The sequence below is a fragment of the Thiobacter subterraneus genome, assembly GCF_055379455.1.
In genome coordinates this window covers 2,071,601-2,089,475 of record NZ_AP042402.1, presented here as the reverse complement: position 1 = coordinate 2,089,475, position 17,875 = coordinate 2,071,601, and the positions used below count along the sequence as shown (strand labels likewise).

The window sequence follows — 17,875 nt, the reverse complement described above, 5'->3', positions numbered from 1 at the left end:
CTGGCAGGGCGCTGCGCCCTGCTCCCGTTCCTCAGTCCGGCGGCGTCCCGTAGCCGCCGCCCCCGGGCGTGGCGATTTCCAGCGCATCGCCCGGCGCCACCGTCACCCCGGCGCAGGCAGGCAGCATCACCACCCGGCCATCGGCGCGAATGAGCCGGTTCGCCCCCACCCGACCCGGGGCGCCGCCCGCGAGGCCGAAGGGCGGCACCCGCCGCCGCTGGGAAAGGATCGCCGCCTGCATGGGCGCAAGGAAGCGGATGCGCCGCACCACGCCGTCGCCGCCCCGGTGACGTCCCGCCCCGCCGCTGCCGCGCCGGATGGCGAAGGTCTCCACGCGTACGGGAAAGCGGTTCTCCAGCACTTCCACGTCCGTCATGCGGGAATTGGTCATGTGGGTCTGCACCGCATCGGCGCCATCGAAATCCGCCCCCGCGCCGGCACCGCCGCAGATGGTTTCGTAATACTGGTGGTTGGCATCGCCGAAGCTCAGGTTGTTCATGGTGCCCTGGGAGGCGGCGAGCACGCCCAGGGCGCCAAACAGGGCATCCACGATGGCCTGGGAGGTCTCCACGTTGCCCGCCACCACTGCCGCCGGCGGCCGCGGGTCGAGCAGGGAGGCCGCCGGGATGCGGATCACGAGGGGCCGCAGGCACCCGGCATTGAGGGGAATGTCCCGGCGCACCAGGGTGCGGAACACGTAGAGTACGGCCGCGCGCACGATGGCGGCGGGGGCGTTGAAGTTGTCGGCCTGCTGCGGCGAGGTGCCGGTGAAGTCGATCACGGCCGCGCGCCGCTCGCGGTCGATGCCGAGGTTCACGACGATGCGCGCGCCGCTGTCCATTTCCAGCTCGAAGCGGCCGTCGGCAAGCCCGCCGATGACTTCCCGCACCGCGGCCTCGCCCAAGTCCAGGGTATGGTCCATGTAGGCTTCCACGAGGGCGAGTCCGTGGCGCGCCACCAGCGCCCGCAACTGCTGGGCCCCCTTTTCGTTGGCGGCGATCTGGGCCTTGAGGTCGGCCAGGTTCTGGGCGGGATTGCGCGCGGGATGGGGCCCGCCGGCGAGCCAGGCGCGCACCTCCCTTTCCAGGAAGCGGCCGTCGGCGACGATGCGCAGGCCCGGCGTCCACACGCCCTCCTCGTCGATCACGCGGCTTCCCGGCGGCATGGAACCCGGTGTGATGCCCCCCACATCGGCATGATGGCCGCGGGAAGCGGTGTAGAACCAGACCTCCCGCCCCGCCTCGTCCCAGACCGGCGTGACCACGGTGATGTCCGGCAGATGGGTGCCGCCATGATAGGGGGAATTGATCAGGAACACGTCCCCCACGCGCATGCCGTCGGCAAAGCGCTCGCGCACGGCGCGCACCGCATCGCCCATGGAGCCCAGATGCACCGGGATGTGGGGGGCGTTGGCGATCAGCTCGCCCCGCCGGTTGAAAATGGCGCAGGAAAAATCCAGGCGTTCCTTGATGTTCACCGAGTGGGCGGTGTGCTGCAGGGCCACCCCCATTTCCTCGGCGATGGCCATGAAACGCCGGTTGAAGAGTTCCAGCGCCACCGGATCGCGTCCCGGCGTGGCGGACAGGCTCGCGGCTTCCCCGCGCGCGCTCACGCGCTCGAGCCAAAGCTCGCCCCTTTCTCCCACGGTGGCCTGCCAGCCGGGCTCGATCACCAGCGTGGAGGTGGGTTCGATCACCAGCGCCGGGCCAGCGATGCACTGGGCGGCACGCAGGTCCTCCCGCAGATAGAGGGGCGCGGTCTGCCAGCGTCCCGCCGTGAACAGGCGGCAGGTCTCGCGGGCATGGCCGCTGCCCGCAGGGGGCGCCACCGTCAGGGCGGGCGGCGGTGTCTCGGCTATGGCTTCCACCAGGACCGCCTCCACCTGGATGGGCACCTCCGTCTCGACGAAACCGAACAGGCGCCGATAGGCCGCCTCGAAGGCCGCCCGCATGGCTTCGAGGCTGTCCCAGGCCACCGGCAAGGGCGTGTCGGTGCCGGCATAGCGGAGTTTCAGGCGCGCCTCGGTGCGAATGCAGTCTGCCCTCACCCCCTGTTCAAGCAGCGTGTCCCGCCCCCGGCGCGCGAGGGCATCAATGGCGTCGGCAAGGCGGGCCAATTGGCTGGACTCCAGCGCCAGTTCCACCGCCTGCTCGTAAACCAGGCGCTGGTCCGCCACGCCCATGCCGAAGGCCGACAGCACCCCGGCCAGGGGATGCAGGAACACCCGGGGAATGGCCAGGGCATCGGCCACCCGGCACACCAGTTGGCCGCCCGCGCCCCCGAAGCAGCACAGGGTGTATTCGGCGGGATCATGGCCCCGTTCCAGGGTGATGCGCCGGATGGCCTGGGCCATGTTCTCCACCGCCACCGCGAGGAAGCCCTCGGCCACTGCCTCGGGACTGCGCGCCATGCCCGCGGCATGGAGCCGCCCGGCCAGCGCCGCGAAGCCTGCGCGCACCACGGCTTCGTCCAGGGGGGCATCGCCCGTGGGCCCGAACACCCGGGGAAAATGCCGCGCCTGAATCCGGCCCAGGAACAGGTTGGCATCGGTCACGGTGAGCGGCCCGCCATTGCGGTAGCAGGCCGGACCGGGCTGCGCCCCGGCGGAATCCGGTCCCACCAGGAAGCGCCGGCCGTCGAAGTGCAGGATGGAGCCACCCCCGGCCGCCACCGTGTGGATGGCCAGCATGGGCACGCGCACCCGGCAGCCGGCCACCTCGGTCTCGAAGCTGCGTTCCAGCTCGCCGTCGTAATGGGCCACGTCGGTGGAGGTGCCACCCATGTCGAAGGTGATGAGCTTGTTCAGGCCCGCCTGAGCCGCAGTCTTCACCGCGCCGGCGATGCCGCCCGCCGGCCCCGACAGCAGGCAGTCCCGGCCGCGGAAGGCTTCCGCCTGCACGAGCCCGCCATGGGATTGCATGAACAGCACCTGCGTCTCGGGCAGGGCGGCGCGGATGCCCGCCACGTATTCCGCCAGAAGCGGCGTCAGATAAGCATCCACCAGGGTGGTGTCGCCGCGCGCCACCAGCTTGGCAAGGGGGCTCACCTCGTGGGACACCGCGACATGCCGGAACCCCAGCTCCCGGGCGATGCGCGCGGCGCGGGCCTCATGCTCGGGATAACGGTAGCCATGCACAAACACGATGGCCACCGCCTCGATGCCCGCCGCGCGCGCCTCATCGAGCCGGGCTTTGAGCCCCGCCTCGTCCAGGGGCTCTACCACCCGGCCGTCCGCGCCCAGGCGTTCCTGCACCTCGATCACCCGCTCGAACAGGGGCGCCGGCCGCTCGATGCGCAGGGCGAAAATGTCGGGCCGGTTCTGGTAGCCGATGGTCAGGGTATCGCCGAAGCCCGCCGTGATCACCAGGGCCACGCGGGCACCGCGCCGGGTGAGCAGCGCATTGGTGCCGAGGGTGGTGCCCATTTTCAGCGCACCGATGGCCCCGGTGGGCAGGGGCGCCCCGGGCGCCAGTCCCATCAACTCCCGGATCCCCGCCAGGGCCGCATCGCGGTAGCGCCGCGGGTTTTCCGAGAGGAGCTTGTGGCTCACCAGGCTGCCGTCGGGACGGCGCGCCACGATGTCGGTGAAGGTGCCCCCGCGGTCGATCCAGAATTCCCAACGGCCGTTGCCCATTGCTTGGCTCTCAAGAAAATGTGCCAGGTGGCCGCAATGATGCCCGGAACGCCGGGACCACGCGCGGGCCGTGACGCCGTCATTGAACCCGGGGCCGACCTCGTGGAAAATCCGGCTTTGACCTGGCCTCGAAAAAGGGGGATTTTCGCATATGCGGCGTGTTCTCCTGGTCCTGCTCCTGGGGTGCGCCCCGAGCCTGTGGGCCGGCAACGCCACGGTGGCACCCGGCAGCCACGTGAACCTGCGGGCCGGCAAGACGGAAAGTTTCCGCATCGTGCGCGTGCTGCCGCCGGGCACCCCGCTGGAAGTGCTGGAGACCGAAGGCCAGGTGGCGCGCGTGCGCACGGAGACGGGGGAAACGGGCTGGCTGCCCCTGCGCCTGCTGGTCCTGGCACCGGAACCGCCTTCGGCGGCGAAACCCGCTGCCGAGCCCGTGCCCTCGGCAGCGCCTGCCGCACCGGCCCCCGGGCCGGCCCAGCCGGCCGCAGCGCCGCGGACCTCTGCCGGCGCCTTCCCCTGGGCCTGGGTCGCGGGCGGACTGGGCTTCTTGCTCGGCGCGGTGGTGGGCATCGCCGCCCATGAAGCGTATTATCGGAAGCGTCTCAACGGATTGCGGATCTGATGCGCCCCCTCTGGTTGTTTCTTCTGACCCTGGCCCTTGCCCCGATGGCCGGCGCCGAGCTCTACCGCTGGGTGGACCGGGACGGCAAGGTGCATTACAGCGACTCGCCGCCGCCTCCCGGCGCCCGCCAGGTGGAGGAGAAGCGGGTCCCCGCGAACACCGCCTCGGGGGGTGACCTGCCCTATGCCACCCGCCGTGCCGCGGAAGCCTTTCCCGTCACCCTGTTCGTGTCCGATTGTGGCGAACCCTGCACCCAGGCGCGCGCCCATCTCAGCCGGCGCGGGATTCCCTACACGGCGCGCAATCCGGCGGCAAACCAGGCGGATGCCGACGCCCTGGCCAAACTGGTGGGCTCGCCCCAGGTGCCGGTGCTGGTGGTGGGCAAGCGCCCGCTCACCGGCTATGACGCCGCAGCCTGGGATGCCGCCCTGGATGCCGCCGGCTACCCCAGGAGCCGGCCCTACGGCTACCGGGAACCGCCCCTGCCCAAGGACGAGACGCCCGCAGCCAAGCCGGGCCAGTGACCGGGGCGGCGCCGGCCGCCTGCTTCCATGAAGATCGCCACCTGGAACGTCAATTCCCTCAAGGTTCGCCTGCCCCAGCTTTTGGAATGGCTGGCCCGCGCCGCGCCCGATGTGGTGTGCCTGCAGGAGACCAAGCTGGAGGACCACGCCTTTCCCGTGCAGGCCCTGCAAGAGGCGGGCTACGAGGCCGTGTTCGCCGGCCAGAAGACCTACAACGGCGTGGCCATCCTGAGCCGGGCGCCCCAGTCCGATGTGAGCGTGGGCATTCCCGGCTTTGCCGACGACCAGAAGCGGGTGCTGGCGAGCACGATAGAAGGGATCCGCTTCGTCTGCCTGTACGTCCCCAACGGCCAGGCGGTGGGCACCGACAAATACGAATACAAGCTGAAATGGCTGGCGGCGCTGAAGGAGTGGCTGCGCCTGGAACTCGCGCGCCACCCCGACATGGCCCTTTTGGGCGACTTCAACATCGCGCCGGAGCCGCGCGACGTGCACGACCCGGCCCTGTGGGAGGGACAGGTGCTGTTCTCGGAGCCGGAGCGCGCCGCCTTTCAGGCGCTTTTGGCCCTGGGCTTCCGGGATGCCTTCCGGCTGTTCGAGCAGCCGGACAAGTCCTTCACCTGGTGGGATTACCGCATGATGGCCTTCCGCCGCAACCACGGCTTGCGCATCGACCACATCCTGCTGTCGGAAACCCTCGCCCGCCGCTGCACGGCCTGCAGCATCGAACGGGACCTGCGCAAGCTCGAGCGTCCCTCCGATCACGCCCCGGTGATCGCCGAGCTCAAGCCCTAGGCGCCGCGATCAGGGGCAGACCCGCCGCCACCGGCGGCACGCCGTACCAGGTCCAGCTGCGTGCCGCAAGGAGCGCCGTCCTGACCACCCGGGCGTACACCGCCTCCTCCGGCAGATGGAGAAACTGGGCGATGTCGCGGTAGTCGTCCGGCAGCGCCGGATCGTCCCAGCCATTGGCGAGATGCCGCGCCAGCCGCACCGCCAGGGCCACGTTCTTCACCCGCGGATGGTCGGCATGGTCCTCGTCCATCAGTGTCTGGAGGAGCTCCGGCAGATGCCAGGCCCGCACCAGGGCCAGCTGCAGCTCGATGCCCCGGAAGCCGAACACCCTTTTCTGGGCCTCCGCGCTGCGCAGGCCCGGCTCCCGCTGAAGGAGGGTCCGCACCATCATCATCAGACGCGGCGCGAAACACCACATGAGCATTTCCGCCAGATCCCGCAGCAGGGCCGCCACCATGACCTCGTCCGACTCGATGTCGTGACGCAGCGCCGCCCAGTCCTGGGCGAACAGCGCGGCATGGCGCGCCCGGCTCATGGCCCGGCGCAGGCCGGTGAGGCCCGCCACCTGGTCCCTGAGCACCTCTTCCGCCACCGGCAGGTTGGAAAAGTGCCGGAAGAAGGGGGTGGTACCCACCATCATGAGCGCATGGGCGATGGTGGTGATGTCGCGACTCTGCCGCCGGCTGTGATGCACCTGCAGGAAGCGCAGCACCCGCAGGGTCATGAGCGGGTCGTGCATGATGGCATCGGCCAGCTCCCGCGCGTCCAGGTCGTCCTCCCGTGCCCTGAAATGGGCGAGCATCTCCACGGTGCGCTGTAACACCGGCACGTCCACCTGGTCGAAGTACTGGACCCAGGCCTTAACGTCCTTGAGTGGCCGGTCGATCATGGTCATCCGCCGCAAACGCCTCACCGATATAACGGCCGGCGCCGCGCCGACTTTACCGCTTTGCGGCAAGGGGAAGGAGGCGGGGGCAAAGCCCCGGCGGGAATCCGGCCCGCCCCAGGCCAGGGGGAGAGCCAGGCCGGGGGAATCCCTATGGGATCATGGAGGGGTTGGCGGGCAGGCGGGGTCCTGGCTTCGATGCGTGCCCTGCGGGGGGCAGAATCCAGCCCCCGTGAAGGCCTCAAAACCCGCCGGGGGGCCGCTGGTCTGGCGGTGTCCCCTCGGCAGGCCGTCGTCGCGCGCCATGCAGGCGCGGGCGCTCCGTGTCTAGAAGGGAATGTCGTCCTCGAAATCCTCGAAGTCCCCGCCTTTCTTCGCGGGTTTGGTGGCCCCGCCGGCGGGCGCGGGTGCCGGACGCTCCTGCACTTCGAAGCCGTTGCCGGCGGACCCGCTGGCGCGGCCACCCAGCATCTGCATGCGGTCGGCGACGATCTCCGTCGTGTAGCGGTCCTGGCCGTCCTTGTCCTGCCATTTGCGCGTCTGCAGCCGGCCCTCCACATAGACCTGGCTGCCTTTCTTCAGGTATTCGCCGGCAATCTCGGCAGTCTTGCCGAAGAACACCACGCGGTGCCATTCGGTGCGTTCCTGTTTTTCGCCGTTCTTGTCCTTCCAAACCTCGGTGGTGGCCACCCGGATGCTGGTAATGGCATCGCCACCCGTCGTGTAGCGCACTTCCGGATCGGCCCCCAGGTTGCCGATCAGGATGACCTTATTGACTGATGCCATGGGCTCGTTCCTCCTCGATCAATTGCATCACGCCGGCCTCGTCCCAGCCGCGTTGGTCCACCTTCAGGATGGCGACACCTTCCTCGCCCACCACCACGGCTTCCGACACACCCTGGCGCGCGGCCAGGCGCCGCGCCAGCTCGGCGGCCTGTCCGGCATCCATCTCGCGGACGTGGAACAGGCGGGTGCGCACGGCGGGGGGACGCTTCATGGGGCTCGCGGCGAGCAGCCAGATGCCGACCAGCACGCTGCAGAACAGGAAAACCGCCGAAGGACCGTAATGCTGGGAGAGGGCTCCGCCCGCCGCGCCGCCGAGGAACATGCCGAAGGACTGGGAGGCATTATACACCCCCATGGCGGTGCCCTTGGCCGAGGCGGGCGCGATCTTGGAAATGAGGGACGGCAGGCTCGCTTCCAGCAGGTTGAAGGAGACGAAATAGGCGGTGAGCAGAGCAAGCAGCGCGGGGAACTCATCGATGAAGCGCGCCAGCAGCAGCTGGGTGACGAGCATCAGGGCGATGGCGGCGAGGAAGACTTCCTTCAGCCGGAATTTCTTCTCGCCGTAAATGATGGCCGGCACCATGAGCAGGAAGGACAGCACCATGATGGGCAGATAGATCAGCCAGTGGTGGTTCTGGTCGATGTTGCCGGCCTTTTTCAGGGCGAGGGGGATGACCACGAACAGCGCCATCTGGGCGGCATGCAGGGCGAAGATGCCGAAGTTGAGACGCAAAAGTTCCACGTCGCGCAGCACGTCCTTGAGTCGGGCGGGCGTGGCCTCGGTGTCGGAATGAAAGCGCGTGACGCGGGGATTGGGCACGAAGAAGCGCACCACGGCGATGGCCAGCAGCGCGAGCGCCCCGGTCATCGCGAAAATGCCGGGCACACCGATCCAGTGATAGAAGGCCGGGCCCGCGATCAGGGAAATGGCGAAGGTCACGCCAATGGTGCCACCGATCATGGCCATGGCCTTGGTGCGGTGTTCCTCCCGGGTGAGATCGGCCAGCAGGGCGGTGACCGCGGCGGAAATCGCGCCCGAGCCCTGGATGGCCCGCCCCAAGATGGTGAGGCGGATGTCGTGGGAAAAGGCGGCGATGAAACTCCCCAGCGCGAACAGGCCCAGCCCGAAGTAGATGACCCGCTTGCGCCCGAAGCGGTCCGAGGCCATGCCAAAGGGCAGTTGCAGAACGGCCTGGGTGAGGCCGTAGATGCCCAGCGCGAGCCCGGCCTGGGTGTGGGTCGCGGCGAGTTCGTGCTCCGCATAAAACACGAACACGGGGAGAATCAGGAACATGCCCAGCATGCGCAGTCCGTAGATGCTGGCCAGGCTCACCGCCGCCTTCAGCTCGAAGGCGGACATGCGTTCGCTGTCGGTCATGGCTGATCCGGAATGGAGCACGGCGCAAAAAATGCGTATATTAGCAGGTTCGCCCGCGCCCACCGGGCCCGGCCGTCAGCGAGAACACGACCCGCCATGGAATTCATCAAGATTCGCGGCGCCCGCACCCACAATCTCAAGAACATCAGTCTGGACATTCCACGCAACCGCCTGGTGGTGATCACCGGGCTGTCCGGCTCCGGCAAATCCTCCCTCGCCTTCGACACCCTGTATGCCGAAGGCCAGCGCCGCTACGTGGAATCCCTTTCGGCCTACGCGCGCCAGTTCCTGCAGATGATGGAAAAGCCGGACGTGGACCTGATCGAGGGCCTGTCGCCGGCGATTTCCATCGAACAGAAGGCCACTTCCCACAATCCGCGCTCGACAGTGGGCACGGTCACGGAAATCCATGACTACCTGCGCCTGCTCTATGCCCGCGTGGGCGATCCCTACTGCCCGGAGCACGACGTGCTGCTGGCAGCCCAGACCGTGTCCCAGATGGTGGACCACGTGCTGGCGCTGCCGGAGGACACCAAGCTCATGATCCTGGCGCCGGTGATCACCGGCCGCAAGGGCGAACATCTGGAGCTGTTCCAGGAGCTGCGCGCCCAGGGCTTCGTGCGCCTGCGCATCGACGGCAGGATCTTCGAAATCGACAGCCTGCCCAAGCTCGACAAGAACCGGAAGCACACCATCGAGGTGGTGGTGGACCGGCTCAAGGTGCGGCCGGAGGTGAAGCAGCGCCTGGCGGAGTCCTTCGAGACCGCGCTGCGCCACGCCGACGGCCGAGCCATCGCGGTGGAAATGGATACCGGCCGCGAGCACCTGTTTTCGGCGAAGTTCGCCTGCCCCGTTTGCGATTACGCCCTGGTGGAACTGGAGCCGCGCCTGTTCTCCTTCAACAACCCCATGGGCGCCTGTCCCAAATGCGACGGGCTGGGCGTGATCAGCTTCTTCGATCCTAGACGGGTGGTGGCCTTTCCCCATCTCTCCCTCGCCTCGGGCGCGATCAAGGGCTGGGACCGGCGCAACCAGTTCTACTTCCAGATGCTGCAAAGCCTGGCCATGCATTACGGCTTCGATCTGGACACGCCCTTCGAGGACCTGCCCAAACGCATCCAGAACATCCTGCTCTACGGCAGCGGGGACGAAGCAATCCCCTTCAGGTACCTGGCCGAGCGGGGAGGCTTCACCACCCGCAAGCACCCTTTCGAGGGAATCCTGCACAACTTGGAGCGGCGCTACCACGAGACCGATTCGCTCACCGTGCGCGAGGAGCTCGCCAAGTATCTCAACACCAAGCCCTGCCCCGAATGCGGGGGCACGCGCCTGCGCCGGGAGGCGCGCCATGTGCGGGTGGGGGGCAAGGCCATCTACGAAGTGAGCCGCATGCCCCTCAGGGAGGCGCTGCCCTTCTTCGAAAATCTGCAGCTTCCCGGCGCGCGCCAGGCGATCGCGGAAAAGATCGTCAAGGAAATCGTCTCGCGCATGCGCTTTCTCACCAACGTGGGACTGGACTATCTCTCCCTGGACCGCTCGGCGGAAACCCTCTCCGGCGGCGAGGCGCAGCGCATCCGGCTCGCCTCCCAGATCGGCTCCGGCCTCACCGGCGTGATGTATGTCCTCGACGAGCCCTCCATCGGGCTGCACCAGCGGGACAACGGGCGGCTGTTGGCCACGCTGCGTCATCTGCGCGACCTGGGCAATTCCGTGATCGTGGTGGAGCACGACGAGGAGGCCATCAGCATCGCCGACCACGTGATCGACATCGGCCCGGGCGCGGGCGTGCATGGCGGGCAGGTGGTGGCCCAGGGCACGCCGGAGGAGATCAAGGCCGACCCCCGCTCCCTCACCGGCCAGTATCTTTCCGGACGCCGGTCCATTCCCGTCCCGAAGAAACGCCACAAGCCCGACGCCAAACGCTGGCTGGTGCTCAAAGGCGCGCGCGGCAACAACCTGAAAAACGTCACCCTCAAGCTGCCGGTGGGCGTGCTCACCTGCGTTACGGGTGTGTCCGGCTCCGGCAAGTCCACGCTCATCAACGACACCCTCTATCCGGCGGTGGCGCAGCACCTCTACGGTTCAGCCCTGGAGCCGGCCCCCCACGACGGAATCGAGGGGCTGGAATTCTTCGACAAGGTCATCGACGTGGACCAGAGCCCCATCGGCCGCACCCCCCGTTCCAATCCTGCCACCTACACCGGCCTGTTCACGCCCATCCGGGAGCTGTTCGCCGGTGTACCGGAAGCGCGCGAGCGGGGCTACGGGCCGGGCCGCTTCTCCTTCAATGTCAAGGGCGGGCGTTGCGAGGCATGCCAGGGCGACGGCGTGATCAAGGTGGAGATGCACTTCCTGCCGGACATCTACGTGCCCTGTGATGTCTGTCACGGCAAGCGCTACAACCGTGAAACGCTGGAGATCCGCTACAAGGGCATGACCATCCACGACGTGCTGGAAATGACCGTGGAGCAGGCCTACGAATTCTTCGCCGCCGTGCCCGCCGTGGCCAAGAAACTGCAGACCCTGCTCGACGTGGGCCTGGGCTACATCACCCTGGGGCAGTCGGCCACCACCCTCTCCGGCGGCGAGGCCCAGCGCGTGAAGCTTGCCCTGGAACTGTCCAAGCGCGACACCGGCCGCACCCTCTACATCCTGGACGAGCCCACCACCGGACTGCATTTCCAGGACATCGAACTGCTGCTGTCGGTGGTGCATCGCCTGCGCGACCACGGCAACACCGTGGTGATCATCGAGCACAACCTGGACGTGATCAAAACCGCGGACTGGATCATCGACCTGGGCCCGGAGGGCGGCGAGGGCGGCGGCCGGATCATCGCGGAAGGCACCCCCGAGCAGGTGGCCCGGACACCGGGCAGCCATACCGGGCATTACCTGCGCCAGGTACTGGCACGCGGCTGAGCCGCGGTTGACAGGCCCCCAGCCCCTGCGTAGCGTAGGCAGGTCATGAGCCTGCCTGCACCCGAGCCCAAGCCTGCCGCCGAGCCAACCCCCGGCCCGGCGGCCTTTGCCCCGGGCCTGCTGCGTCTGCCCGCGGTCCTGGATGCGCTGCTTGCCGACGGACACATCACCCCGGAACAGGCAGCCGAGCTGGCGGCGGCCCAGCGCGCCGCCCGCGGCGACCAGCATCCCCTGGTGGTGATCGCGGCCCAGAAATGGCGGAGTCTTGCCGCCGACGCGCCCCTCACCCTGGAATTCCTGACGGAATGGCTCGCCGCCAAGGCGGGGCTGCCCTATTACCACATTGACCCCCTCAAGGTGGACGTGGCGGCGGTGACCGAGGTGATGTCCCACGCCTATGCGTCACGCTATCGCGTGCTGCCCGTGGAGATCCGCGCCGGCGAGGTGGTGATCGCCACTGCCGAGCCCTGGTCCCGCGAATGGGAAAACAGCGTGGAGCAGGCGACCCGCAAGACCATCCGGCGGGTGGTGGCCAATCCCCTCGACATCCTGCGCTACATCGCCGAGTTCTACAGTCTGGCGCAATCGGTGAAGCATGCCCTCAAGGCCCACGAGGGCGCAGGCAGCGGCATCACCAATTTCGAGCAGCTGGTGGCGCTGGGGCGCATGGGCACGCTGGACGCCAACGACCAGAGCGTGGTGCGCATCGTGGACTGGCTGCTCCAGTATGCCTTCGAGCAGCGGGCCAGCGACATCCACATCGAGCCACGGCGCGAGGCTGCCAACGTGCGTTTCCGCATCGACGGCGTGCTGCATCTGGTGTATCAGATGCCCAACGCCGTGTACCAAGCCATCACCAGCCGGATCAAGCTGCTGGGACGCATGGACATGGTGGAAAAACGCCGCCCCCAGGACGGCCGCATCAAGACCGTCACGCCCCGGGGCGAGGAAATCGAGCTGCGTCTGTCCACCATGCCCACCGCCTTCGGCGAAAAGCTGGTGATGCGCATCTTCAACCCGGACATCCTGGTGCGGGATTTCCGCGAGCTGGGTTTCAGCGACGAGGAGGCGGCGCGCTGGCATGCCCTGGTCTCCCAGCCCAACGGCATCGTGCTGGTCACCGGCCCCACCGGTTCCGGCAAGACCACCACGCTCTACACGTCCCTGCGGCAACTGGCTGAGCCGGAAGTCAATATGTGCACCGTGGAGGACCCCATCGAAATGGTGGTGCCCCAGTTCAACCAGATGCAGGTGCAGCCGGGCATCGGCCTGGATTTCGCCAGCGGCATCCGCACCCTCATGCGCCAAGATCCGGACATCATCATGGTGGGCGAGATCCGCGATCTGGAAACGGCGGAAATGGCCATCCAGGCCGCGCTCACCGGGCACCTGGTGCTGTCCACGCTGCACACCAACGACGCGCCTTCCGCCATCACCCGCCTGCTGGACCTGGGGGTGCCGGCCTATCTCATCAAGTCCACGCTGCTCGGCGTGCTCGCCCAGCGCCTGGTGCGCACGCTGTGCCCGCACTGCAAGCAGCCGGATGTGATCGGGGACGAGACCTGGAACGAGCTTACCCGCCCCTGGAAGGCGGCCAGACCCGCCCGCGTCTTCCGGCCCAACGGCTGCCTGGAATGCCGCATGACCGGCTACCGCGGTCGGGTCGGCGTCTATGAGATTCTCGCCATGAGCCCGGCCATCGCACGCCTGATCACGCCCCATACCGATCTCGCGCGCCTGCGCGAGACGGCCTACCGGGAAGGCATGCGCGCCCTGCGTGCGGCGGGTGCGGCCAAGGTGGCGGCGGGCCTCACCACGGCCGAGGAAGTACTCCGAGTGACACCACCACCGTTCGAGGGATGACGATGATCAAGCTGTATTACTTCGCCGCCCTGGTGGACGAGCTGGGGACGGCCTACGAGGAAATCGAACTGCCGGGCGATGTCGCCACCGTGGCCGACCTGCTGGCGCTGCTCAAGGCGCGCGGCGGGCAGTGGGGAAAGACCTTCGGCACCGGTCTGTTGCGCATCACCGTCAACAAGCGCTTCGCCGAAACCACTACCGCCATCGCCAACGGCGACGAAATCGCCTTCGTGTCCGTGCGCCTGTGACAGGGTTCTAGAGCACGCGCACGGCACTGCCCACCCGGAGACCCAGGGTCTGGGCGGCGTGTCCGTTGGGAATGGCGATTTCCACCAGGCCGATGCTGTTGCCGTACCAGAAGGGCCGCCCTGCCGGCGCCGTCGAAAAGGTGCGGGCATGGGGCAGACGGTGGGGTCCGCATTCGATCCAGGTTTCCGGGGAAAGCCCCGCTGCGGGCAGCCCGGTCAGGCAGTTGCCGTAGTGGTCCACGTAGATCACGCGGGCAAGGGGCGCTGTAGGCAGCAGCACGTCCAGGTTGCGCACGGGCCGTAAGTATTCGCCGGGCAGGCTTTGCCGCGCCAGCCAGGCGGCGACGGGAGCGAACAGATCGCGCCCGTGGAAGCTGGCGGAAAGCTGTTCCGGCTGCCAGGCGATGTGCCAGACGCGCCGCTCCCGCGCGCGGCTCGCCACCAGGGACAAGAGCCCGTTGTCCGGGCCCACGAACCAGCGCCCGTCGGCCTGCACCACCGCCGGCCGGCGACTGCCGCCCACGCCCGGATCCACCACCGCCAGACAGACGTCGCCCAGGGCAAAGCGTGTCGCGAGGGCGGCCAGCAGATGGGCGCCCGCCTCGATGTCATAGGCGGGCACCTCGTGGAGCAGGTCGATGACCGGAATGCCCGGTGCCTGCTGGGCGAGCACCGCCTTCACCTGCCCCACGTAGAGGTCGGCTGCCCCGAAATCGGTGAACAGCAGCACGCTCATGCGCGTCTCCCCTCAGCCACCGGCCGCGCCATGAAAAAACCGGGCTTGCACCCGGTTTTTCCCTGTTGCGTCCTGTGCCTGCGCCCTATTCGGCGGCGCCTTCCGGCGCGGCCGCCGTGCCGGTCTCAGGCCGGTCCAGGAGCTCCACATAGGCCATCGGCGCGTTGTCCCCCTGCCGGAACCCGCACTTGAGGATGCGCAGATAGCCACCCGGCCGGTTGCGATAACGCGGGCCCAGCTCGTCGAACAGCTTCACCACCATCTCCCGGTCACGCAGGCGGTCGAAGGCCAGACGGCGGTTGGCCAGCGTCGGGTTCTTGCCCAGCGTGATGAGGGGCTCGGCCACCCGGCGCAGTTCCTTGGCCTTGGGCAGGGTGGTCTTGATCACCTCGTGCCGCAGCAGGGAATTGGTCATGTTGCGCAGCATGGCCAGACGGTGGCTGCTGGTCCGGTTCAGTTTGCGGTTGCCTAGACGGTGACGCATGGTTGCCTATCCTTGTTGGTATCTGCTTACTTGCCGTGGTGCTCGAGCCCGGGCGGCGGCCAGTTTTCCAGGCGCATGCCCAGGGTCAGCCCCTTGGAGGCCAGCACGTCCTTGATTTCGTTGAGGGATTTGCGACCCAGGTTGGGCGTCTTGAGCAGCTCGGTTTCGGTGCGCTGGATGAGATCGCCGATGTAGTAGATGTTCTCCGCCTTGAGGCAGTTGGCGGAACGCACCGTGAGTTCCAGATCGTCCACCGGCCGCAGGAGGATGGGGTCGATGGCCGGGGCGCGCGGTGTCTCGGTGACCGCGGGCGTGCCCTTGAGCTCGGCAAACACGGACAGCTGGTCCATGAGGATGCGCGCCGCATAACGCACCGCTTCCTCCGGATCCACCACGCCATTGGTCTCGATGTCCATCACCAGCTTGTCCAGGTCGGTGCGCTGCTCCACGCGGGCGCTTTCCACCGTGTAGCTCACGCGGCGGACCGGGCTGAAGGAGGCATCCATCATGATGGTGCCAATGGTGTGTTCCTGATCCTCGATGCGGCGGGACGCCACCGGCTGGTAGCCCCGGCCCTGCTCCACCTTGAGCTCCATGCTGAGCTCGGTGTTGCCGGTGATGTGGGCGATCACGTGATCCGGATTGATGATTTCCACGTCGTGGGTGGCCTCGATGTCACCGGCGGTGACCACGCCCTTGCCTTTCTTGACCAGGCGCAGGGTGGCCTCGCTGCGGTTGTGCAGCTTGAGAGCCACGCCCTTGAGGTTGAGCAGGATGTCCACCACGTCCTCCTGCACACCTTCGATGGCGGAGTACTCATGCAGCACGCCGTCGATCCTCACCTGGGTGATGGCATAGCCGGGCATGGAGGAGAGCAGGATGCGGCGCAGGGCATTGCCCAGCGTGTGGCCGTAACCGCGCTCGAACGGCTCCATCACGACGCGGGCGCGCAGCGGAGAGAGTTGCTCCACGTCGACGACACGCGGCTTCAGGAATTCGGTAGCGCTGCTTTGCATGGATGGGTCCTCGTACCTTTAGCGGGCTGCCCGGACGCCATGGGTCCGGGCAGCCATGTCCTGAGAAGCGGTTACTTCGAGTAAAGCTCGATGACGAGATGCTCGTTGATTGTGGCCGGCAGATCGGACCGGGCAGGCAGCGCCTTGAAAGTGCCCTTGAGCGCCTTGGTATCCACCGACACCCACTCCGGAAAGCCCCGGCCCTCGGCGGCTTCCACGGCGGCCTTGATGCGCAGCTGGTTCTTCGCGCGCTCCGCCACCTCGATCACATCACCCGGACGCACCTGGTAGGACGGAATGTTCACCCGCTTGCCGTTCACCAGAATGCCGTTGTGACGCACCACCTGGCGCGCCTCGGCACGGGACGCGCCGAAACCCATGCGATACACCACGTTGTCCAGACGGCTTTCCAGCAGCTGCAGCAGGTTCTCGCCGGTAATGCCCTTGCGGCGGTCGGCCTCGAAGTAGTAGCCGCGGAACTGGCGCTCCAGCACGCCATAGACCCGGCGCATTTTCTGCTTCTCACGCAGCTGCTTGCCGTAGTCGGACAGACGGGCGCCACTTCTCTGGCCGTGCTGACCCGGGGCATAGCTGCGGCGCTCGATGGCGCACTTGTCCGTGTAGCACTTCTCGCCCTTGAGGAACAGCTTCTCGCCCTCGCGGCGGCACTGGCGGCACTTGGGATCGGTATTGCGGGCCACAGTCGTTCTCCTAGCTTAGATGCGGCGCTTCTTCGGGGGGCGGCAACCGTTGTGCGGCACCGGCGTCACATCCGCGATCTGGGTGATCTTGAAACCCACGGCATTGAGGGCACGCACCGCGGATTCGCGCCCGGGCCCCGGCCCCTTGATACGCACCTCCAGATTCTTCACGCCATATTCCTGGGCCGCCTTGCCGGCCGCCTCGGCCGCGACCTGCGCGGCAAAGGGCGTGCTCTTGCGCGAGCCCTTGAAGCCGACGCCGCCGGCAGTAGCCCAGGCCAGGGCGTTGCCCTGGCGGTCGGTGATGGTGACGATGGTGTTGTTGAAGGAGGCGTGGATGTGGGCGATGCCCTCGGCCACGTTTTTCTTGACCTTCTTGCGCACCCGGGTGGTGGTCTTGGTTGCCATAGGTGAATTCGTCCTTTAGTGCTGGCTGCGGCAGGCTTTATTTGCTGGCACGGATGGCCTTGCGCGGACCCTTGCGGGTGCGCGCATTGGTGCGGGTACGCTGGCCGCGCACCGGCAGACCGCGCCGGTGACGCTGGCCGCGGTAGCAGCCCAGGTCCATCAGGCGCTTGATGTTCATGGTCACTTCGCGGCGCAGATCGCCTTCCACCGTGTACTTGCCCACCTCGTCGCGCAGACGATCCAGGTCGCTGTCGTTGAGATCCTTGATCTTGGTGGTGGGGTTGACGCCCGCCGCCTCACAGATCTTGCGCGCGCGCGAGCGGCCGATGCCGTAGATCGCGGTCAGTGCGATCACGGCATGCTGGTGGTTGGGGATGTTCACCCCGGCGATACGGGCCATTCCGTTACTCCTTGCAGAAAGCTTTCCGCAAACCGAAAACTGACAATGTTAACAATAAAGCAGGCGCCTATCAAGCCAGGCCGCTTCAGCCCTGGCGCTGCTTGTGGCGGGGATCGGCGCAGATCACCCGCACCACACCCTTGCGCCGCACGATCTTGCACTTGCGGCAGATTTTCTTGACCGATGCTTGCACTCGCATGTTCGTTCTCCCGATTGATTCCCCCCGCCGGTCGCACCCGCGGCCCGGCACGATCACTCACTTGGCGCGATAGATGATGCGGCCCCGGGTGAGGTCATAGGGGGTGAGCTCCACCGTCACCTTGTCCCCGGGCAGGATGCGGATGTAATGCATGCGCATCTTGCCCGAGATATAGCCCAGAATCACGTGGCCGTTTTCCAGCTTGACCCGGAACGTCGCGTTGGGGAGGTTTTCCAGCACCTCACCCTGCATCTCGATCGTGTCTTCCTTGGCCAT

Annotated in this window: 18 protein-coding genes; 6 read left to right on the top strand and 12 right to left on the bottom strand. The window is 67.5% G+C overall.

The window, feature by feature from the left end; translation table 11 throughout:
• Positions 1-31: 31 nt before the first annotated feature.
• A complete protein-coding gene (locus ACZ42P_RS10365; RefSeq protein ID WP_464897466.1) occupies positions 32-3,634 on the bottom strand; it encodes a hydantoinase B/oxoprolinase family protein in 3,603 nt (1,200 codons plus the stop codon).
• Positions 3,635-3,785: 151 nt separating this feature from the next.
• On the opposite strand from ACZ42P_RS10365, the gene ACZ42P_RS10360 reads away from it, so the two are divergent.
• The 3 genes from ACZ42P_RS10360 to xth are packed head-to-tail and all read left to right on the top strand — an operon-like array spanning position 3,786 to position 5,575.
• Positions 3,786-4,256, top strand: a complete 471-nt coding sequence (locus tag ACZ42P_RS10360; RefSeq protein ID WP_464897465.1) for an SH3 domain-containing protein — start codon at positions 3,786-3,788, stop codon at positions 4,254-4,256.
• Positions 4,256-4,780, top strand: a complete 525-nt coding sequence (locus ACZ42P_RS10355; protein ID WP_464897464.1) for a glutaredoxin family protein — start codon at positions 4,256-4,258, stop codon at positions 4,778-4,780. Before ACZ42P_RS10360 ends, ACZ42P_RS10355 begins: the two co-directional genes overlap by 1 nt.
• Positions 4,781-4,807: 27 nt before the next feature.
• Positions 4,808-5,575 (top strand): exodeoxyribonuclease III, encoded by a 768-nt coding sequence (gene xth / locus ACZ42P_RS10350; RefSeq protein ID WP_464897463.1) that lies wholly within the window; start codon positions 4,808-4,810, stop codon positions 5,573-5,575.
• On the opposite strand, the gene ACZ42P_RS10345 is transcribed toward xth, so the two are convergent.
• The 3 genes from ACZ42P_RS10345 to ACZ42P_RS10335 all read right to left on the bottom strand — a co-directional run bounded on the left by ACZ42P_RS10345 (position 5,565) and on the right by ACZ42P_RS10335 (position 8,625).
• The gene (locus ACZ42P_RS10345; RefSeq protein ID WP_464897462.1) at positions 5,565-6,464 is read right to left on the bottom strand and encodes an HDOD domain-containing protein; all 900 of its coding nucleotides are present in this window, start codon (positions 6,462-6,464) and stop codon (positions 5,565-5,567) included. The genes xth and ACZ42P_RS10345 overlap by 11 nt on opposite strands.
• Before the next feature lie 324 nt (positions 6,465-6,788).
• On the bottom strand, positions 6,789-7,247 hold the full coding sequence (gene ssb / locus ACZ42P_RS10340) for a single-stranded DNA-binding protein (RefSeq protein WP_464897461.1): 459 nt from the start codon (positions 7,245-7,247) through the stop codon (positions 6,789-6,791).
• Positions 7,231-8,625 (bottom strand): MFS transporter, encoded by a 1,395-nt coding sequence (locus ACZ42P_RS10335; RefSeq protein ID WP_464897460.1) that lies wholly within the window; start codon positions 8,623-8,625, stop codon positions 7,231-7,233. Before ACZ42P_RS10335 ends, ssb begins: the two co-directional genes overlap by 17 nt.
• Positions 8,626-8,721: 96 nt before the next feature.
• On the opposite strand from ACZ42P_RS10335, the gene uvrA reads away from it, so the two are divergent.
• Genes uvrA through ACZ42P_RS10320 form a run of 3 tightly spaced genes read left to right on the top strand, consistent with a single transcriptional unit; the run spans position 8,722 to position 13,655 of the window.
• The gene (gene uvrA / locus ACZ42P_RS10330) at positions 8,722-11,544 is read left to right on the top strand and encodes an excinuclease ABC subunit UvrA (protein ID WP_464897459.1); all 2,823 of its coding nucleotides are present in this window, start codon (positions 8,722-8,724) and stop codon (positions 11,542-11,544) included.
• Positions 11,545-11,589: 45 nt separating this feature from the next.
• Complete coding sequence (gene tfpB / locus ACZ42P_RS10325) at positions 11,590-13,407, top strand: type IV pilus assembly ATPase TfpB (protein ID WP_464897458.1); 1,818 nt, start codon at positions 11,590-11,592, stop codon at positions 13,405-13,407.
• Between the two features lie 2 nt (positions 13,408-13,409).
• The gene (locus tag ACZ42P_RS10320) at positions 13,410-13,655 is read left to right on the top strand and encodes a MoaD/ThiS family protein (protein ID WP_464897457.1); all 246 of its coding nucleotides are present in this window, start codon (positions 13,410-13,412) and stop codon (positions 13,653-13,655) included.
• 7 nt (positions 13,656-13,662) lie between these two features.
• Here ACZ42P_RS10320 and ACZ42P_RS10315 read toward each other — a convergent pair whose 3' ends face one another.
• The 8 genes from ACZ42P_RS10315 to infA all read right to left on the bottom strand — a co-directional run bounded on the left by ACZ42P_RS10315 (position 13,663) and on the right by infA (position 17,875).
• Positions 13,663-14,391 (bottom strand): SAM hydrolase/SAM-dependent halogenase family protein, encoded by a 729-nt coding sequence (locus ACZ42P_RS10315; protein ID WP_464897456.1) that lies wholly within the window; start codon positions 14,389-14,391, stop codon positions 13,663-13,665.
• A gap of 85 nt (positions 14,392-14,476) precedes the next feature.
• Positions 14,477-14,875, bottom strand: a complete 399-nt coding sequence (gene rplQ, locus ACZ42P_RS10310; protein WP_464897455.1) for a 50S ribosomal protein L17 — start codon at positions 14,873-14,875, stop codon at positions 14,477-14,479.
• Between the two features lie 26 nt (positions 14,876-14,901).
• Positions 14,902-15,891 carry a DNA-directed RNA polymerase subunit alpha gene (locus ACZ42P_RS10305; RefSeq protein ID WP_464897454.1) on the bottom strand — a complete coding sequence of 330 codons (990 nt, stop codon included), beginning with the start codon at positions 15,889-15,891 and terminating at the stop codon, positions 14,902-14,904.
• A gap of 71 nt (positions 15,892-15,962) precedes the next feature.
• On the bottom strand, positions 15,963-16,592 hold the full coding sequence (gene rpsD / locus ACZ42P_RS10300) for a 30S ribosomal protein S4 (RefSeq protein WP_464897453.1): 630 nt from the start codon (positions 16,590-16,592) through the stop codon (positions 15,963-15,965).
• A gap of 15 nt (positions 16,593-16,607) precedes the next feature.
• The gene (gene rpsK, locus ACZ42P_RS10295; RefSeq protein WP_347307383.1) at positions 16,608-17,000 is read right to left on the bottom strand and encodes a 30S ribosomal protein S11; all 393 of its coding nucleotides are present in this window, start codon (positions 16,998-17,000) and stop codon (positions 16,608-16,610) included.
• 37 nt (positions 17,001-17,037) lie between these two features.
• The gene (rpsM, locus tag ACZ42P_RS10290; protein ID WP_464897452.1) at positions 17,038-17,400 is read right to left on the bottom strand and encodes a 30S ribosomal protein S13; all 363 of its coding nucleotides are present in this window, start codon (positions 17,398-17,400) and stop codon (positions 17,038-17,040) included.
• Positions 17,401-17,485: 85 nt separating this feature from the next.
• On the bottom strand, positions 17,486-17,599 hold the full coding sequence (gene rpmJ, locus ACZ42P_RS10285; RefSeq protein WP_347307388.1) for a 50S ribosomal protein L36: 114 nt from the start codon (positions 17,597-17,599) through the stop codon (positions 17,486-17,488).
• A gap of 57 nt (positions 17,600-17,656) precedes the next feature.
• Positions 17,657-17,875: a translation initiation factor IF-1 gene (infA, locus tag ACZ42P_RS10280; RefSeq protein WP_347307390.1), complete on the bottom strand. Its 219-nt coding sequence runs from the start codon at positions 17,873-17,875 to the stop codon at positions 17,657-17,659.

Coding starts and splice junctions, on each gene's coding strand:
- ACZ42P_RS10345 (WP_464897462.1), bottom strand. CDS start 6,464: ATGATCGACCGGCCACTCAAGGACGTTAAGGCCTGGGTCCAGTACTTC.
- ACZ42P_RS10315 (WP_464897456.1), bottom strand. CDS start 14,391: ATGAGCGTGCTGCTGTTCACCGATTTCGGGGCAGCCGACCTCTACGTG.
- infA (WP_347307390.1), bottom strand. CDS start 17,875: ATGGCCAAGGAAGACACGATCGAGATGCAGGGTGAGGTGCTGGAAAAC.
- tfpB (WP_464897458.1), top strand. CDS start 11,590: ATGAGCCTGCCTGCACCCGAGCCCAAGCCTGCCGCCGAGCCAACCCCC.
- ACZ42P_RS10355 (WP_464897464.1), top strand. CDS start 4,256: ATGCGCCCCCTCTGGTTGTTTCTTCTGACCCTGGCCCTTGCCCCGATG.
- rpsM (WP_464897452.1), bottom strand. CDS start 17,400: ATGGCCCGTATCGCCGGGGTGAACATCCCCAACCACCAGCATGCCGTG.
- rpsK (WP_347307383.1), bottom strand. CDS start 17,000: ATGGCAACCAAGACCACCACCCGGGTGCGCAAGAAGGTCAAGAAAAAC.
- ACZ42P_RS10335 (WP_464897460.1), bottom strand. CDS start 8,625: ATGACCGACAGCGAACGCATGTCCGCCTTCGAGCTGAAGGCGGCGGTG.
- ACZ42P_RS10360 (WP_464897465.1), top strand. CDS start 3,786: ATGCGGCGTGTTCTCCTGGTCCTGCTCCTGGGGTGCGCCCCGAGCCTG.
- uvrA (WP_464897459.1), top strand. CDS start 8,722: ATGGAATTCATCAAGATTCGCGGCGCCCGCACCCACAATCTCAAGAAC.
- rplQ (WP_464897455.1), bottom strand. CDS start 14,875: ATGCGTCACCGTCTAGGCAACCGCAAACTGAACCGGACCAGCAGCCAC.
- xth (WP_464897463.1), top strand. CDS start 4,808: ATGAAGATCGCCACCTGGAACGTCAATTCCCTCAAGGTTCGCCTGCCC.
- ACZ42P_RS10320 (WP_464897457.1), top strand. CDS start 13,410: ATGATCAAGCTGTATTACTTCGCCGCCCTGGTGGACGAGCTGGGGACG.
- ACZ42P_RS10305 (WP_464897454.1), bottom strand. CDS start 15,891: ATGCAAAGCAGCGCTACCGAATTCCTGAAGCCGCGTGTCGTCGACGTG.
- rpmJ (WP_347307388.1), bottom strand. CDS start 17,599: ATGCGAGTGCAAGCATCGGTCAAGAAAATCTGCCGCAAGTGCAAGATC.
- ssb (WP_464897461.1), bottom strand. CDS start 7,247: ATGGCATCAGTCAATAAGGTCATCCTGATCGGCAACCTGGGGGCCGAT.
- ACZ42P_RS10365 (WP_464897466.1), bottom strand. CDS start 3,634: ATGGGCAACGGCCGTTGGGAATTCTGGATCGACCGCGGGGGCACCTTC.